Genomic DNA, 18,154 nt, shown 5'->3' on the forward strand with positions numbered 1-18,154 from the left:
TTCAACTATGGGTTAACAAAACTGGTACCAAAGGGAAATTTAATGCCCGTAGATTTGTTATCCAACCAAAATAGCAATCGCAAGATTGTAAATAGAAAATATTTTATATTTTAGAAGCATACTAAACTTTATGCATAAACTTTTACTATCGCTGCTTTTGCTTTTTTGTTTTAATAACCTGCGGGGGCAGGAAATCATAGAACAGTTTTTGGGCATTGATAATTTCCCCAATAAATTTATTATCGCAAACAAGATTGTACGAAGGGTCAACTATGAGTATAAACTGAATCGCCATGGTATTGCTGATTCTACTTATATGGGATCGATAAATTTTAATTATAACAGTGAAGGGCGGTTGACCGACCAGGTTCACTTTGATAAAGACAATTATTTAGACGAAAAATACGTGTATTTTTACTATGATTTTGGTTTGATTAGTAAAAAGGTCGAATACGAATACCCCAAGCGAAAGTTGTATCCCAAAAGTTTAAAAATGACGCATGAGTTTGCGTATGATAGTATCGGCAGGTTGCAATATCATGTAAGTTATAATCAGGATACATTGTTTGTAAACCGCGATAGAAGAGATTATGATACGAAGGGACGTCTTTACCGGATTACAAAGACGACAAATAATTTACCTCCATATGTCTCCAATATGGCCAGTTATAATGATGATAATAACCTGGAAGTGATAGACTACTTCTACAAACAAACTACGCCTGATTTTAGCTATAATATGAAAACGGATACAACTGCGTATGGAGATAAAATCATCAATATATCTAAAATTGTACCTGGAAAAGACGAGGATTATTGGTGTACCTACAAATTTAACCGCTATAATCAGTGTACTGAAATAATAGGTTTTGAAGTTGTTGGTTTGCAGAGAACCAAATACACCGAAAAACTAATATACAACTCAGACGGCACTTTGTATACCATGATTTTTTATATCAACAAAAAGATGGACAGGATGTATAAGTTTTACTACCATAAATAGCAATGAGCTTGTACTAATATGATGATGAGGTTTAACCTAACGCACTCCCCTGCACCACACCCCGGCTCAAAATTCTTTGATCAATATAATACTGGATCTCCGATTTTTTTAAGCCCCAGTTTGGAGCTATCAGCAGTTCGCGGTCGCTTAAGCCAAACAGGCGCTGGATTACGATATCAGGACGAACTCGGGGGAGAAGCTCGCATAAAAAGTCGGCGTATTCATCGATACCGAAAAGTTTAAATGGCTCACGTTTGTATTTTACGCCCATTACCGATCCTTCTACAATATGCAGATGGTGGAATTTTACAAATTTTATCTGCGGGAAACGGTTTATCTCATCGGCATATTTAAGCATCATTTCGTGGGTTTCCCATGGGAAACCAAAAATGGTATGCACACAAATATCCAGTTTGCTGTTCTCAACCAGTTTAAGGGCTTTTACCAATTCCTCGTGACTGCAGCCACGGTTTATCTGGCCCAGGGTTTCGTTATATATCGATTCCATACCCATTTCCAGGTCTACGTCAAACCTGTCGGTATAACTTTCAAGCAGGGCAATTTTTTCGGCATCAATACAGTCGGGACGGGTGCCAACGCTCAAACCAACAATGTCTTCGGTACCGTAGCTCAGCGCCTCGTCGTACATCATTTTTAAATAATGCGCGGGAGCATAAGTATTAGTGTTAGGCTGAAAGTAGATGATGAATTTATCGGCCTTGTTGCCTTTGCGGGCGCGCTCCATGCCTTCTATAACCTGTTGGCGTACGGTTGGGGCATTACGGCTTACAGATGGCGTAAACGAATCGACATTGCAATAGGTGCAGCCGCCATAGCCTTTGCTGCCGTCGCGATTGGGGCAGGTAAAGCCGCCATCAACAATAACTTTAAATACCCGGTGACCTTTGTATTTTTCCTTAAGCCAGGGGCCATAATTGTTATAACCCTTTTCCCAAACCGCTGTTTTCTCTCCTGTTAATTGCATTGTGCCGCAAAGATAATGAATTTGTTGCAGGTGTGCTTTTTAGGGTTGATTAGCCCGGAAGTAATCCTTTTGGATAGCTTGGATGAAATAGCTGCCAGCTCTGCTGAAAAACATTTTTTTGTGTGGGGATGTTTAAAGTAAAGTATTTGCGATGTTTGGACAAAAAAGATTATTTATTTTGATACACACATTGTGCTATTTCGATGGCGTGGTCTCCTGCACCTGGCGGGCAGAAAATATTGTTGAAATTATTTATAGGTGATTAAATATACAGCCGGGACTGGTAAAGCAGCCGTATTGAAATTTTTGATTTTGTACCTTTACAAAATTAAAAAGAAGTTACACATAAATAAACAAATGGGCAATGCTTATTTTGAAAGGCCATCCCGAACATCAAAATAACCAATAATATTGCATTAATAAGGATACAAGCTATAATTACTTATATTATACAAAATATAAAACTTTAACCGACAAATAATCATTTCCATACACGATGCTAATCACACCCACTCCGCTCGAAGGATGCATAATTATAACCCCCAGGATTTTTAATGATGCCCGGGGATACTTTTTTGAATCCTATAACACGCAAAACTTTAACAATGCAGTAGGTTACGAGGTGAATTTTGTTCAGGATAATCAATCGTATTCAACAAAAGGCGTATTCAGGGGGTTGCATCTGCAAAAAGGCGAATATGCGCAAGCAAAGCTGGTGAGGGTAACTAAAGGTGAGGTGTTGGATGTAGCTGTCGATTTGCGCACAGGCTCGCCCACTTATGCCCAGCACTTCTCGGTAAGGCTATCTGAAGAAAATAACCAGCAGCTTTTTATTCCCCGTGGCTTTGCACATGGCTTCATCGTATTGAGCGATATTGCGGTTTTTCAATACAAATGCGATAATTATTACCATAAAGCGGCCGAAGGCGGGTTACATTATGCTGATCCGGAGTTGAATATTGATTGGGGTATGCCGGCAAGCGAATTGTTAGTATCTGAAAAGGACCTTGAACTGCCATTTTTAAAAGATGCAGGTGAGCTGGGTTTTTAATAATTACATTTATCGCCAGTACTTAAATTATAAAATTTCGATATGCAAAATATAGTAGTATTCGGTGCTTCTGGCCAGTTGGGGCAGTGTTTGAAAAAGGTAGCCGCCGTTAAAGGTATCACTTTCATGTTTTTTCCTCCCGAATCTGAAGCCAATATCCTGGACGCAGGGTTACTAAATAAGGTATTTGAACAATATAAACCTGCTTATGTTATTAATTGCGCAGCTTACACCGCTGTGGATAAAGCAGAAGACGATATTGACCTTGCCCGCAAAATAAACAAGACCGGTGCCGAAAACCTGGCAATTCAGTGTAAGGTACACGATGCGGTATTGGTACAAATCTCAACCGATTTTGTTTTCAGGGGGGACGTACCCAGCCCACTTGCAGAAGATGATATTGCCGAACCAATAAGCATTTATGGCCTTACAAAATTAGAAGGCGAGCAGGAGGTTGCCACAATTTTGCCGGCGCATTACATTATCCGTACCAGCTGGTTGTATTCTGAATTTGCCAATAATTTTGTTAAAACTATGCTTAAGCTTGGTGCCGAAAGGGACGAGTTGAAGATCATTGTCGACCAGGTGGGTACCCCCACATACGCTATTGACCTGGCGGGCGCTATATTGGATATCATTGCTTCGGGACAAGGCAACTACGGTACCTATCATTACAGCAATGAAGGCGTTACCTCGTGGTACGATTTTGCGAAAGGCATATTTGATATATCAAATACCCAGGTGAAAGTTTATCCCATACGTACAAGCGAATATCCTACAAGGGCAACAAGGCCCGCTTTTTCTGTAATGGATAAATCAAAGATTAAGAAAACATTTGGCATTAGTATCCCGTACTGGCGTGACAGTCTTAAAGTTTGTATTGAAGCGCTTGAATCTGGACAATAAAATCTAAACAACCCTCATATGAAAGGAATTATCCTGGCAGGCGGCTCCGGAACCCGTCTTTACCCAATTACCAAAGCCATCAGCAAGCAACTGATGCCTATTTACGATAAACCAATGATTTATTATCCCTTATCGGTATTGATGCTTGCCGGGATAAACGAGATATTAATAATAACAACTCCCGAAGATCAGCCTGGTTTTGTGCGTTTGCTGGGCGATGGCAGCGAACTTGGTTGCCGGTTTGAGTTTGCAGTGCAGGAAGTACCTAATGGGCTTGCGCAGGCTTTTGTAATTGGAGCTGATTTTATTGGCACTGATAAGGTAGCTTTGGTACTTGGCGACAATATATTTTATGGATCGGGCTTTAGCAAGTTGTTGCAAAGTTTTAACGACGTAAATGGTGCAGCTATATTTGCTTACCCCGTTGCTGATCCTGAAAGATATGGCGTAGTTGAGTTTGACAAAAACTTTAAAGCGCTGTCTATCGAAGAGAAGCCTTTAAAGCCAAAATCAAATTATGCCGTGCCCGGCTTGTATTTTTATGACAACCAGGTTGTAGAAATTGCAAAGAACATCCCGGCATCACCGAGGGGCGAATTTGAAATTACCGATGTAAACAGGATCTATCTTGAAAAAGGAGAACTCCAGGTTGGTGTAATGGACCGCGGTACCGCGTGGCTTGATACCGGTACTTTTGATTCGCTAAGCGATGCGTCGGAATTTGTGAGGGTTATTGAAAAACGACAGTGTACCAAAATAGGCTGCATTGAAGAAGTGGCTTACAGGATGGGCTTTATAACATATGAACAGCTGCAAGTGTTAGCTCAAAAATATATTAAAAGCGGGTACGGGAAATATATCCAAGGAATACAAGAATAGCAGCATAGTACCCAATTATATAGGGTTTTAAAATGAAAACGGATTGACTGCGCCAATCCGTTTTTTGTATTTTTGGACGGACTTAAAAGTTTAGGCGTAAATTAACGTTATTAAAGTAACATGGAATACTCAAGCAATGGAAAACCTATATGATCTTATTGTTGTAGGTGGCGGCATTGTTGGGATGGCGACAGCCTATAAAATCAATACACGCAATCCTGATAAAAAAATCCTTGTGCTGGAGAAGGAAGGCGAGGTGGCGGCCCACCAAACGGGGCATAATTCGGGCGTTATTCATTCGGGTATCTACTACAAACCCAATTCATATAAGGCTAAATTATGCGTAAATGGCCGCCGGGAACTGGTTGCGTTCGCAAAAGAGCATAACGTACCTCATGACATTTGCGGAAAAGTCATTGTAGCTACCAAACAATCGGAATTGGCCCACATGAACAAGGTTTTTAATAACGGCCTGGCCAACGGGGTAGAAGGGATTGAACGTATAAACAGTGTGCAGATTAAAGAAATTGAACCTTATTGTGAAGGGATTGAAGGCATCTGGGTGCCTTGCACCGGCATTATTGGCTTTGCTGCCGTTACGCGTAAATACCGCGAACTGTTTGAGGCTAAATTCCCCCAAAGCAAAGTACTTACCAATTGCGCTGCCAAAGCATTTGAACACCATGCCGATTATACCACAGTTGTTGCCAGCAAAGGTACCTTTAATACAAAATATTTAATTACCGCGGGCGGATTACAAGCCGACAGGTTGGCAGCCGGTGCCGGTGCGCCAAGCGAGGCCCATATAGTTGGCTTCCGGGGCGATTATTTTGATTTGACCGAACAGGGGAAAAGCAAAGTGAAAAACCTTATCTACCCGGTACCAAATCCCGAGTTCCCTTTCCTTGGCGTACATTTTACGCGGATGATTGACGGTACCGTAGAGTGCGGCCCCAACGCCGTATTTGTATTTAAGCGCGAAGGATACGGCAAAACCGATTTTTCGTTAGGCGATACTATCGAGGCTTTGAAATTTAAAGGAACCTGGAACCTGTTTACAAAACATTGGCGTTTTGGGCTTGATGAGTACCGGCGTGCGTTTTCAAAAAAACGTTTTTTAACCGGCCTGCAACAGCTTATCCCCAGCCTTACTATGGACGATTTACAGCCGGGCCGTGCCGGCGTAAGGGCAATGGCCATATCTGCCGAAGGCGAAACTCTTGATGATTTTAAAATTGAAGCCAAGGATAATATGCTGCATGTTATCAACGCCCCATCGCCGGCGGCAACAGCATCGTTAGCTATTGGCAATGCAATTGCCGATATGGCTGCCGGGCAGTTTGGTTTTTATTAGCATTTTAAAAACTTCCATAAAAAGCCGGCAAACTATTTGCGGGCTTTTTAGTTTTTACAATTCCTGCACATATTTGTTACAATGTCCCGTTACATTTGGATTAAACTATCCCTGCTCATCTTGGTCATAGAATTGTAAACGAAAAATAATTCATTTATGAAATCATTAAAAGGGTTGATGCTGCCGGTGTTTGCGCTCATTGGCGGTTTGCTGTTTTTTTCATCGTTTTATGACCGCAATAATCCAAACGAGATTCATAAGTTCCCCTATAAACAGGCTGGTTTGAGTAAAAATCAGGCTGCGGCACATTTACTAAGCCGTTTTACCTATGGCGCCACGCCAGGCCAGGTTGAAGCCGTAGCCCGCGAGGGTTTGGAAAAATGGTTTAGCGAGCAATTGGATGCCAAACTACCGGATGATTCCCTTAACCATACGCTGGATAGCTTTGATGCTCTTAAACTAAGCAACAGCCAAATTGTTGATACCTATCCCCGGCCGGGGATTGTAGCACGGCGGGCTATAAAAGATGGGATTATCAATAAAGATTCAATTCAAAATAATAAGCCCGAATATAAAAAGATGCTACAGGAGTATATGGTTCAAAAGGGCATGAAACCACAGCAGGAGCTATTCAGGCAGTTCATCAATCAAAAAATACTAAGGGCAGCCTATACAAATAACCAGCTGCAGGAGGTAATGACCAGTTTTTGGTTTAACCATTTCAACGTATCTATTACTAAAAATGAATGCGCCCAGTTTATACCTGATTATGAGCGCGATGTTATCAGGCCTGATGCATTGGGTAAGTTTAATGATTTGTTGTTAGCCACAGCCAAATCGCCGGCTATGTTGTATTACCTGGATAATTTTAGCAGCGCATCTGCCCTGCCAGAGAAGCCTAAAATAACACTCAAATTGGTGTTTGCTGATACAACTAAGCAAGCCATGGCACTTAACCAATTAAAAAAAGCAAGGCAGCAACGTGGCCTTAACGAAAACTACGCCCGAGAAGTAATGGAACTGCATACGCTGGGTGTTGATGGCGGGTACAGCCAGCAGGATGTTACCCAGGCGGCTAAGGTGCTTACAGGTTGGTCAGTATACCCTATGGGTGATTTTAGCAAGGGAAACGATATTATATCAAAAGTTATAGATAAGGGCATTATTGCTGAGGGAATGGTGCATGACGGCGATTTTTTATTCACCCCGGGCCGCCATGATAATAGCGAGAAGATTGTATTAGGCCGGCACTTTGGCCCCAATCGCGGTTACGATGAAGGTGTACAATTATTGAGTATGCTGGCACATCACCCCTCAACCGCAAAATTCATATCGCGCAAGCTGGCGGTAAGGTTTGTGAGCGATGCTCCACCACAGAGTTTAATTGATAAAATGGCCAAAACGTTTTTAAACAGTGATGGTGATATCAAACAGGTGTTAATCACGATGGTATCGGCGCCGGAGTTTTGGTCGGCATCTGCCTTGCGCGAAAAAACAAAATCGCCGTTTGAACTGGCCATAAATACAGTGCGTAGCTTAAACGCCCAGGTGACACAGCCATACCAGTTATATACCTGGATAAACCGCATGGGCGAAAAGGTATATTATTACCAGGCGCCAACCGGCTTCCCGGATAAGGGCCAGTACTGGATCAACACAGGGGCTTTACTTAGCCGGATGAATTTTGGGCTGGCTTTTGCAACAGGTAGAATTCCCGGCATAAAATTCGACTTATTAAAATTAAACAGAGGCCACGAGCCCGAAAGCAGCCAGGCAGCACTTATTACCTATAGCAAACTTATTATGCCCGAACGGCCGTTGGATAACACTATAAAACAACTCACCCCAATGCTCAATGATCCGCAACTGGTGGTAAAGGTAGATAAGGCAAGTAATATTACTACGCCGCCGGTTAAAGATGCCTTATCAATGGTGGGCGACACCACGGGCAAAAAAGCCAGGACACAGGTAATGCCTAAACCCGATGAGGCAAAATCAATGATGGCCCAGGTAGTTGGTATTATCATTGGATCGCCGGAATACCAACGACGTTAATTTGATAAATTGCAAAAGATTATGTTATCAAGACGAGGATTTTTAAAAACAGGTGGCCTTGCCCTTTTTGGCGTTGGGCTTATGGGAGGCATACCGGCATTTATAGCCGAAGCTGCCGCGCAGGATAAGATAATAACCCCTTATAAAAAAGGAAAAACGCTGGTGTGCATTTTTCAGCGTGGTGCAATGGATGGATTGATGGCCGTAACCCCGTTTACCGATCAATACCTTAAGGAGGCCCGCCCCGGCTTATTTATGGATGCTGCCAAAACAGGTAACGATAACCCATTGATAGACCTCGATGGCAGGTTTGGATTACACCCGTCAATGAAGGCTTTTGAACCTATGTTTCGCGAAAAAAGGCTGGGCATAGTTCATGGTATCGGCTCGCCAAATAACACCCGCTCGCATTTTGATGCGCAGGATTACATGGAAAGCGGCACACCCTTTAATAAAGGTACTGCAAGTGGTTGGCTTAACCGTGCTGTTGGATTGTTAGGCCATGATGCGCTTACACCTTTTACAGCAGTAAGCTTAACATCGGCTATGCCCCGTTCTTTTTATGGCGATAACCCGGCCGTTGCAATCAGCAACCTGCAGGATTTTGCATTGCAAATGCGTGGTAACCCTGCAGGTACCAACCTGGCCGCAAAAAGCTTTGAAGAGCTTTATGACAGAACCGCTCCCGGTTTATTAAAAGATACTGGCAAGGAGAGTTTTGATGCCTTAAAAATGCTGCAAAAGGCCAATATTAAAAATTATGTACCCGCCAACGGCGCCGTTTATCCAAACTCGGCTTTAGGTAATTCTTTAAAGCAAATTGCGCAGTTGATAAAAATGAATGTGGGTATGGAAGTAGCTTTTGCCGAATCAAATGGTTGGGATACGCACTTTAACCAGGGAACGGCGAATGGCATATTTGCCCGCAACGTAGCAGATCTGAGCAATAGCATGATGGCTTTCTGGACGGACATTGGCAGTACCTACCAGGATGATGTAACGGTAATGACAATGACCGAATTTGGCCGCACCGTTCATCAAAATGGAACTGGCGGTACCGATCATGGCCGCGCATCGTGTAACTTTATTTTAGGCAACAGTGTAAACGGTGGCCTGGTGCACGGCAATATGCAGCCACTCGCAACAGAAAACCTGGAAGATGGCCGCGACCTTGCCGTTACAACTGATTTTAGAAACGTGTTTAGCGAAGTGGCCGATAAGCACCTCAGGATCAGCAATGATAAAGTCCTCTTTCCTGATTTTACCGCTAAACCAATAGGTGTATTTAAGGCCTGATAATTGCATTTTATTTTTAAAGTAGTTCTGGTTATTAAATTGGCTGGGATTTTTGTGCTTAAAAACAAGTAGTTTAATTGTTAAATAATTTATAATAAAACTACTTGTTTATTGAATTGTTAATGTATTTTAGTGCTCAAAGTTGCTAATTTTCGATTATGATATATTCAGCTTAATTCTTAAAATTACACATGAACAAAAACTACTATGCCATCATCATGGCAGGCGGAATAGGTAGCCGTTTTTGGCCTATAAGCCGCACATCGCATCCTAAACAATTCATTGATATTCTTGGAACCGGAAAAACGCTTATTCAAAATACTTACGAACGCTTTTTGAAAGTTTGTCCTAAAGAAAATATTTACGTTGTAACCAACGAAAATTATACCAAACTTGTAAAAACACAGCTTCCGGATATGGAAGACCAGCAAATACTTACCGAGCCGGTTATGCGTAATACCGCCCCTTGCGTAGCTTATGGATGTTTTAAAATAGAAAGCCTCAACCCTAATGCCGCAATTGTTGTAGCCCCTTCGGATCAGCAGATATTAGATGAAGACGCTTTTGTAACGGCCATCATTAAATCGTTAGAGACTGCCACCTCCAATAATTGCCTTGTAACTTTGGGCATCAAGCCATCGAGGCCAGATACCGGCTATGGTTATATTCAATACACCGATAATACCATAAATTCAGACTTCCACAAGGTGAAAACCTTTACTGAAAAGCCAACGCTTGATATAGCAAAAACTTTTATCCAAAGCGGTGATTTTTTATGGAACGCGGGTATTTTTGTATGGTCGGCCAAGGAAATCGTGAAAGCTTTTGATTCCTTTTTGCCCGAAATGCATGAAATTTTTGCTGATGCCAGGCCGGTTTATAATACGGATGCCGAAAAAAATCATATACACAAAGCTTATCAGCAATGTGTTAACATATCCATTGACTATGGGATAATGGAAAAAGCTAATAACGTTTATGTATTGCCATCGGAATTTGGCTGGAGCGACCTGGGCACCTGGGCATCCATTTACGACCTGTCCGAAAAGGATTACGTAGGCAACGCAGTAATCCCCTCAGAGAAAGTGATCATGTACGATTCTTCAAACTGTATGGTAAATGTACCTGGCGAAAAACTGGTGATTTTAAAGGGCCTGCATGATTTTATCGTAGTTGAATCCAATAATACCCTGATGATTTGCCCGCGAAGTGAGGAGCAAAACGTTAAGCAGGTAGTTGCCGATGTGAAGAGTAAGTTTGGGGCGAAGTATATTTAGGTTGCAGATGTGCAAATGTGCAGATTTCAGATGTGTAGATTTTAAATGATAAGATAATAGCTTGCTAACTTAACAGGGTCCGGTTTCAAAAGAAGCCGGACCCTGTTTTTATCATCTGAAATTTAAAAAAATTTGCACATCTGAAATCTGCAATTACAGGGCGGGAGGGGCCAGCGTTCCGGCGGCTACAGTTTCATTGGTGGCTTCGTCAACCAAAATTAATGAGCCGGTAATACGGTTTTTGCGATATTCATCAAAAACAAGTGGCTGAGTGGTACGCAAGCGTACACGGGCCATCTCGTTCATTTTAATATCCCCGGCATTTTCAAGCTTCTCCATGGTGTTAATGTCCAGCTTGTAATAAACTTCCTTTATAATGGCCATCACCTCGCGGGTTGTATTTTTAAGGTGATATTTAGCTCCCGGACGCGGGCCCCGGGTACCCATCCAGCAAAGCATCACCTCCAAATCCTGGCTTACAAATGGTTCGTTTTCGTTTTTAACAATCATATCGCCACGGCTTACATCAATGTCATCCTCCAAAGTAATAGACACCGACATTGGCGCAAAAGCCTCTTCAACCGGCCCCGAAAATGTATCGATTGATTTAATAGCCGACGTTAGTCCTGAAGGCAATACCGTTATTTTATCACCGGGTTTAAATATACCACCGGCAATACGGCCGGCATAGCCGCGGTAGTCATGGTATTCGGCAGCATGCGGGCGAATCACGGTTTGTACCGGGAAACGGGCATCGGCATGGTTTTCATCGCTTGCAATATGAATGGTTTCTAAAGTGTGTAACAAACTTTCGCCTTTGTACCACGGCATGTTAACAGAATCGTTAACTACGTTGTCGCCTTCAAGTGCGCTGATAGGCACAAAACGGATATCACTAACATCTATTTTGGCGGCAAAGGCTTTGTATTGCTCAACTACATTATTAAATACCTCTTCAGAGTAATCAACCAAATCCATTTTGTTGATACAAACAATGATATGAGGGATTTTTAATAACGAAGCGATAAACGAGTGACGGCAGGTTTGTTCAACAACTCCTTTGCGGGCATCAATAAGTACCAAGGCTAAGTTAGCGGTTGAGGCCCCGGTAACCATGTTACGGGTGTATTGGATGTGCCCGGGGGTATCGGCGATAATAAATTTACGTTTTGGTGTGGCAAAATAGCGGTAAGCTACGTCAATAGTGATGCCTTGTTCCCTTTCAGATCGCAAACCATCAGTAAGAAGCGAAAGATCCACGTGCTGTAAGCCTTTCCTTTCGCTCGATTGTTTTACGGCCTCCATCTGGTCTTCAAAAATAGATTTGGAGTCGTATAGTAACCGCCCTATGAGGGTGCTTTTCCCATCATCTACACTGCCGGCTGTTGTAAAACGTAATAGTTCCATAATAATGAGGTACGTGTGGCCTGTTGCCAGGTTGGCGTAGTATATTGTTGGCCAAAAAGCCTGTTAATTCAATTTAAAAATAACCTTGTTTTTTCCTGTCTTCCATTGATGTATCCGAGCGTTTGTCGTCGCTGCGGTTACCGCGTTCGGTGCTGCGCGTGGCCGATACCTCGGCAACAATTTTCTCCAGCGTGTCTGCGTCCGATTCAATACCGCCGGTAATGGTGATATCGCCCAGGGTACGGAAACGCATTAGCTTGTTTTCTACAAATTCGCCATCGCGTAATGATAAAAACTCCGATGCAGGCAGCCAGGTACCGTCGCGGTAAACGGCGTTACGGTTATGTGCAAAGTACAGCGACGGGATAGCAATGTTTTCCTGCAGAATGTAATTCCATATATCCATTTCCGTCCAGTTACTAATCGGAAATACTCTGAAATGTTCGCCCATGCGTTTACGGCCGTTAAAAATATTCCACAGTTCGGGCCGTTGATTTTTAGGGTCCCACTGGCCAAACTCATCGCGATGCGAAAAGAAGCGTTCTTTTGAACGGGCTTTTTCCTCATCGCGGCGTGCGCCGCCAATAGCCGCATCAATTTTATGATGCTCTATGGTATCTAATAACGATACGATTTGCAATTCGTTCCGGCTGGCGTTAATACCGCTTTCTTCAACTGCGCGGCCTTTGTTTATGGCTTCCTGTACCGATCCTACAATCAGTTGTACACCAAGTTTTTCAACCAGTTGGTCCCTGAACTCCATAGTCTCGGGGAAATTATGCCCGGTATCAATGTGGATAAGTGGCATTGGTATTTTGGCAGGCCAAAAAGCCTTTTGGGCCAGATGAGTAACAACAATGGAGTCTTTACCGCCCGAAAACAGTATTGCAGGGCGATCAAACTGGGCAACCACTTCGCGTATCACGTAAATGGCTTCAGATTCCAATTCCTGCAGATGGGTAAGATAATATTTGTGCATGCTAATTTAAAAAACCCGCTAAATCCACCTAAATAGTAGTACTTAGCATTTAAACTGCAATATTAGCAAATTTATACTAATGTTGAGGGTATTAAATGGATTTTGACCAAGCTATACAATAGAGGGGCAGGCGATGGAATTTTAAGAGACATTTTCCACCGCCTCAACCAGTTTTTCGGTCAGGTTTGGCGCTCCGGCATCAAACCAAATAAACTGTTGATCCTTACGAAACCAGGTAAGTTGTCTTTTGGCAAATCGCCTGGTATTTTGCTTAATCATTTCAACTGCTTTATCAAGCGTGGTGGCACCGTCCAAATAATCAAAAATCTCAGCGTAGCCTACCGTATTCAAGGCGTTTAAATGGCGGTAGGGGAGTAATGAAGTCGCCTCTGCTAACAAGCCGTGCTGCATCATTATATCAACCCGGTGGTTAATGCGGCAATATAACACTTCTCGCGGCATGTTAAGGGCCAGCTTGATGATATGGAACGGGCGTTTGTTAACCGTTGCCTGGCGATAAGATGAAATGGGATTGCCGGTGCTTTCAAAAACTTCCAGCGCCCTGATGATGCGTTGCGGGTTGCCCAGGTCAACCTGGTTATAGTAAATGAGATCGGCCTGTTTTAACTTCTCTTGCAAATAACTTAGTCCTTTTTCTTCCAGTTCAAGATTTAATTGTTTGCGGATGGCCGGATCGGCCGTTGGCAAATCATCAAAGCCTTCACAAATAGCTTTGATGTACAGGCCAGAGCCACCTGCCAAAACGACATAGTCGTGCTTTTTAAAAAGGTCGTCGAGTAACATCAGGCATTCCCTCTCAAAATCACCCACCGAAAATGGCTCGGTTATAGAATGGGAATCGATAAAATAGTGTTTTACCTGGGCCAGTTCATTGGCGTCGGGTTTGGCCGTACCAATACTCATTTCCCTGAAAAACTGCCTTGAATCGGCCGATACCACCACAGTATTGAAACGTTTTGCCACCTCAATAGCTGCCGCCGTTTTACCAACCGCTGTAGGGCCGGCAATTACAATTAGGGTTTTGGTTTTTGGGAAGTTCATAGTTCATTGATCATAGTTCATGGTTCATTGATCATGGTTAAAAAACATTTCCGTTTTATAGATCTGGCCATGAACTATGAACCATCAACCCTATTGTTTGTTATGACCATTAACCATGATCAATAAACCATGATCTGCGAAGCAATTAATAATCATCACCACCGCGATGTGGTTTGTCATCTTCGTCGAAGCCTTCATCATCGGCAAATTCGTTGCCAAATTCATCGTCTTCTTCGTCCTCTGCTGCTTTTTCTTCAGGAAGGTCGGCGTCAATGTCGGTTACTTCCGAAAAATCCTCGGCATCTTCCGGGTTATAGGCCATTTCATTTAAAAAGTCAAAATCTTCATCAGGAGCAGCAGCTGTTGCAGCCGGCGTAAATACATTGCCAAATTGCTTTGGCGCTTCGCCTACTGATTTTATAACTGCGGGGTATGTAGTGCCCGGTGTTTCGTCGAGAATGATTTTCATTAGTTCGACATGAAAATCAAAAGGGCGATCGAAGTTAAACGTGTAATAAAATTTTTGATGCGGATCGTCAATAAAGCTCAGGAGCTTTACATTGGTCATGAGCGAGATACCACGATCTTTTCTTTTTTGATTTGGCAAATAGGTAATTTCTTCGCCTTTCATCCATTGATCGTTACTGATATAAAAAGACGATGGGAATTCGGGATTATAACCGGTTGACTGGTGTATTGCGCGGTGTAAATCTTCGAATGTTTGATTCGATTTTACATCAATTTCACGCATCACATCATCATAATCTTCGAAAGTAACCCTGAACCTGTATAGTGCCATTTTGTTAGTAAATTTTTAATGGGGACAAAAATAGTGTTTTAATTCAATTTCAGCTTGCCACAACTTTTAAGCCAATTTCTAAACCTTTGGCAATTGTGTAGTTGATGGCAGCCTCCCGTTCGTTCGGAATTTCGCCTTCCAGTATAGCTTCGCGGATCTGGTTTTTGATAATTCCAACCTCCCGGCCCTCTTTTATACCAAAAAGCTCCATAATATCCAGTCCTGTAACCGGCGGTTGCCAGTTTCTGATGCTGTCGCGCTCTTCAACATCTTTTAATTTTTGTTGAACAAGCTCAAAATTGTTACGGTATTTTTTAACCTTGTATTCGTTTTTTGTGGTAATGTCTGCTTTACACAACAACATAAGGCCCTCAATGTCATCCCCGGCCTCGAAAAGCAAGCGCCGCACTGCCGAATCTGTCACGATAGATTGTGACAAAACTATGGGCCTTAAATGCAGCTGTACCAGTTTTTGCACCTGCTTCATTTTTTCGTTAAGCGGCAGCTTTAACTGGGCAAATATTTTTGGCACCATGCGCGCGCCGCGGTCTTCATGGCCGTGAAATGTCCAGCCGTGGCCGGGTTCAAAGCGCTTGGTGGCGGGCTTGGCAATATCGTGCAAAATAGCCGCCCAGCGCAGCCAAAGATCGTTGGTGGTTTCGCAAATGTTATCAAGCACCTGCAGGGTATGGTAAAAATTATCCTTGTGGCCTTTGCCGTCAATATAATCAACGCCGTAAAGGCCGGCCATCAGCGGGAATATTTTATGCAGCAAGCCGGTATCAAACAAATAATTGAAACCAATGGAAGGAACTTTCGACAGGATGATTTTATTCAGCTCATCGGTTATACGCTCCTGCGATATAATGCTAATTCTATCTACATTGTTTTTTATAGCGGTAACGGCCTCGTCGTCTATCCTGAAATTAAGCTGCGATGCAAACCTGATGGCACGCATCATGCGCAGAGGGTCGTCGGAGAAAGTTTCAACCGGGTTCAGTGGTGTGCGGATCAATTTTTTTTGCAAATCGGTAATGCCGCCAAATGGGTCAAGCAGTTGGCCAAAGGTTTCCGGGTTAAGGGATATGGCCAACGCGTTGATGGTAAGGTCGCGGCGTTTTTGATCGTCTTCCAGTGTACCATTTTCAACAATAGGCTTGCGTGAGTCGCGACGGTACGATTCTTTACGGGCGCCCACAAACTCAACCTCAAGGTCCTGGTATTTGAGCGATGCAGTGCCAAAATTTTTATAAACAGCAACTTTCACCTTCAGCTTGGCGCCTACGGCCTCGGCAAATTCAATTCCGTTGCCTATAATTACAATATCAATATCTTTTGACGGGCGATCTAAAAAAATATCGCGCACAAAGCCGCCAATAGCATACACCTGAACATTATGCTGCGCAGCAAGTTTTGAAATAACAGAAAATACAGGATGCCGCAGGTGATCTTTCATAGTGTAATAAAATTCTTATCGGCCATCGCAATGACAGTGTTTTGTTTAGATGGCCGTTAAGTAAACACAAAGGTAATGCTAAAATCTAAACTCTAAATTTTAAACGTTAAAAGCTGCAGGGCAAACGCACCTAAAGTGGGTTAACATAACTTAACATATTTCAGATGTTTATTTTGTATCTATCTTGTAATCAGTGTTTTGTATTTTTGCATGGTTAACATGAAAACTGATGTATAGTGTAATTCAGGCGCATCAAAATATTTGTGCCTGTTTGACCTCATCGCAATTTGAAAACACATAATTCCTGATTTTTGAAAAATGATCATTTTGCGGCATTAACATTATCTTTGCGCTATTGCCATACATACAACTTATAACTCATAACATACAACTTTCCCATGCCTACTCTCCGTCAGCTTTTTTTGGCTAATAACGCGCAAACTACCAACTTTCCTTTAATGCTGGAGTTTGAGCGCGCCGAGGGTATTTATATGTACGATGCATCAGGCAGGGCGTTTATTGACCTGATATCGGGCATTGGCGTAAGCAGCCTTGGGCATGGTAACCCTTATGTAAAAGAGGCCATTAAGCAGCAGGTTGATAAATACATGCACCTGATGGTTTACGGCGAATTTGTGCAAACACCGCAGGTAATGTTTGCACAGAAACTTGCATCGTTGTTGCCAGATAATTTGCAATCGGTTTATTTTACCAATTCGGGTACCGAGGCGGTGGAGGGCGCGTTGAAGTTAGCTAAACGATTTAGCGGCAGGCAACAGATCATCGCCTGCCACAACTCGTACCATGGCAGTACCCATGGCGCTTTAAGCGTAATGGGTAACGAGGAGTTTAAGCAAGCCTATCGCCCGTTACTACCCGGGGTAGGGTTCATCAACTTTAACAACACCGATGACCTGCAATTGATAACCGACCAAACCGCATGCGTTATCATAGAAACCGTGCAGGGCGAGGCCGGAGTGCGGGTACCTGACATCGCCTATATGCAAGCTTTGCGTAAGCGGTGTGATGAAACGGGTGCGTTATTAATTTTGGATGAAATTCAGGCGGCATTTGGCCGTACCGGGAAGTTGTTTGCTTTTGATCACTTTGGTATAGCACCCGATATTTTGTTGCTGGCCAAGGCGCTGGGCGGTGGTATGCCGATAGGGGCATTTATAGCATCAACCCAAATTATGGGTGCGTTAAAGGATAATCCCATACTTGGCCACATAACCACGTTTGGGGGCCACCCGGTATGCTGCGCGGCGGGCTTAGCAGCATTGGAGGTATTGATTAATGACAACCTTATACCTGGTGTAGCCCAAAAAGAGGCTTTGTTCCGGCAACTACTGGTGCACCCGGCTATTAAAGCGGTGCGCGGTAAAGGCTTGATGCTGGCCGTTGAACTGGAAAATTTCGACCTGAACAAGAGAATAATAGACCGCTGTATTGAAAGCGGTGTAATAACCGATTGGTTTTTACATTGCAGCAACTCCATGCGGCTTGCGCCGCCGCTCATTATCCAACCCCAGGAGATAGAGCAGGCCTGCGCGGTGATCATCGAAGCAATAGGATACTACACCCTATAATTTGACAAAATTTTGCAGAGATAGCGTCCGAAATTATCTTAATAACCAGGTTTGCA

At 43.0% G+C, this 18,154-nt stretch carries 15 protein-coding genes; 9 read left to right on the forward strand and 6 right to left on the reverse strand.

From position 1 onward, the window contains the following. Positions 1 to 130 precede the first annotated feature (130 nt). Entirely contained in the window at positions 131 to 1,003 is an 873-nt protein-coding gene (locus tag PQ469_RS05185; protein ID WP_274211986.1) for a hypothetical protein, read from the forward strand. Positions 1,004 to 1,034: 31 nt separating this feature from the next. On the opposite strand, the gene mnmL is transcribed toward PQ469_RS05185, so the two are convergent. Then, positions 1,035 to 1,988 (reverse strand): tRNA modification radical SAM protein MnmL/YtqA, encoded by a 954-nt coding sequence (gene mnmL, locus PQ469_RS05190; protein WP_274211987.1) that lies wholly within the window; start codon positions 1,986 to 1,988, stop codon positions 1,035 to 1,037. 496 nt (positions 1,989 to 2,484) lie between these two features. Here mnmL and rfbC point away from each other — a divergent pair, with 496 nt between their 5' ends. The 7 genes from rfbC (at position 2,485) to PQ469_RS05225 (ending at position 10,806) form a co-directional block, all read left to right on the forward strand. After that, on the forward strand, positions 2,485 to 3,039 hold the full coding sequence (rfbC, locus tag PQ469_RS05195; RefSeq protein WP_274211988.1) for a dTDP-4-dehydrorhamnose 3,5-epimerase: 555 nt from the start codon (positions 2,485 to 2,487) through the stop codon (positions 3,037 to 3,039). A 42-nt stretch (positions 3,040 to 3,081) separates the two neighbouring features. Further along, complete coding sequence (gene rfbD, locus PQ469_RS05200) at positions 3,082 to 3,945, forward strand: dTDP-4-dehydrorhamnose reductase (protein WP_274211989.1); 864 nt, start codon at positions 3,082 to 3,084, stop codon at positions 3,943 to 3,945. Positions 3,946 to 3,963: 18 nt separating this feature from the next. Next, entirely contained in the window at positions 3,964 to 4,824 is an 861-nt protein-coding gene (rfbA, locus tag PQ469_RS05205) for a glucose-1-phosphate thymidylyltransferase RfbA (protein WP_274211990.1), read from the forward strand. A 136-nt stretch (positions 4,825 to 4,960) separates the two neighbouring features. Beyond that, on the forward strand, positions 4,961 to 6,178 hold the full coding sequence (gene lhgO, locus PQ469_RS05210) for an L-2-hydroxyglutarate oxidase (protein ID WP_274211991.1): 1,218 nt from the start codon (positions 4,961 to 4,963) through the stop codon (positions 6,176 to 6,178). A gap of 156 nt (positions 6,179 to 6,334) precedes the next feature. Continuing rightward, positions 6,335 to 8,233 (forward strand): DUF1800 domain-containing protein, encoded by a 1,899-nt coding sequence (locus tag PQ469_RS05215; protein ID WP_274211992.1) that lies wholly within the window; start codon positions 6,335 to 6,337, stop codon positions 8,231 to 8,233. A 21-nt stretch (positions 8,234 to 8,254) separates the two neighbouring features. Then, entirely contained in the window at positions 8,255 to 9,529 is a 1,275-nt protein-coding gene (locus PQ469_RS05220; protein ID WP_274211993.1) for a DUF1501 domain-containing protein, read from the forward strand. A gap of 191 nt (positions 9,530 to 9,720) precedes the next feature. Beyond that, entirely contained in the window at positions 9,721 to 10,806 is a 1,086-nt protein-coding gene (locus PQ469_RS05225; protein WP_274211994.1) for a mannose-1-phosphate guanylyltransferase, read from the forward strand. 153 nt (positions 10,807 to 10,959) lie between these two features. On the opposite strand, the gene cysN is transcribed toward PQ469_RS05225, so the two are convergent. From cysN to PQ469_RS05250, 5 genes are all read right to left on the reverse strand, one after another. After that, positions 10,960 to 12,213 (reverse strand): sulfate adenylyltransferase subunit CysN, encoded by a 1,254-nt coding sequence (gene cysN, locus PQ469_RS05230; protein ID WP_274211995.1) that lies wholly within the window; start codon positions 12,211 to 12,213, stop codon positions 10,960 to 10,962. A 73-nt stretch (positions 12,214 to 12,286) separates the two neighbouring features. After that, positions 12,287 to 13,192 (reverse strand): sulfate adenylyltransferase subunit CysD, encoded by a 906-nt coding sequence (cysD, locus tag PQ469_RS05235; protein WP_090651329.1) that lies wholly within the window; start codon positions 13,190 to 13,192, stop codon positions 12,287 to 12,289. 141 nt (positions 13,193 to 13,333) lie between these two features. Further along, on the reverse strand, positions 13,334 to 14,254 hold the full coding sequence (gene miaA, locus PQ469_RS05240) for a tRNA (adenosine(37)-N6)-dimethylallyltransferase MiaA (protein ID WP_274211996.1): 921 nt from the start codon (positions 14,252 to 14,254) through the stop codon (positions 13,334 to 13,336). A 145-nt stretch (positions 14,255 to 14,399) separates the two neighbouring features. Then, a complete protein-coding gene (locus tag PQ469_RS05245; RefSeq protein ID WP_274211997.1) occupies positions 14,400 to 15,053 on the reverse strand; it encodes an IS1096 element passenger TnpR family protein in 654 nt (217 codons plus the stop codon). 49 nt (positions 15,054 to 15,102) lie between these two features. Then, positions 15,103 to 16,509, reverse strand: coding sequence for a CCA tRNA nucleotidyltransferase (locus tag PQ469_RS05250; RefSeq protein WP_274211998.1), 1,407 nt, complete (start codon positions 16,507 to 16,509; stop codon positions 15,103 to 15,105). Positions 16,510 to 16,907: 398 nt separating this feature from the next. On the opposite strand from PQ469_RS05250, the gene PQ469_RS05255 reads away from it, so the two are divergent. Next, a complete protein-coding gene (locus tag PQ469_RS05255; protein ID WP_274211999.1) occupies positions 16,908 to 18,098 on the forward strand; it encodes an aspartate aminotransferase family protein in 1,191 nt (396 codons plus the stop codon). The last annotated feature ends 56 nt before the right edge of the window (positions 18,099 to 18,154 follow it).

Source organism: Mucilaginibacter sp. KACC 22773 (assembly GCF_028736215.1).
Taxonomy (GTDB): domain Bacteria; phylum Bacteroidota; class Bacteroidia; order Sphingobacteriales; family Sphingobacteriaceae; genus Mucilaginibacter.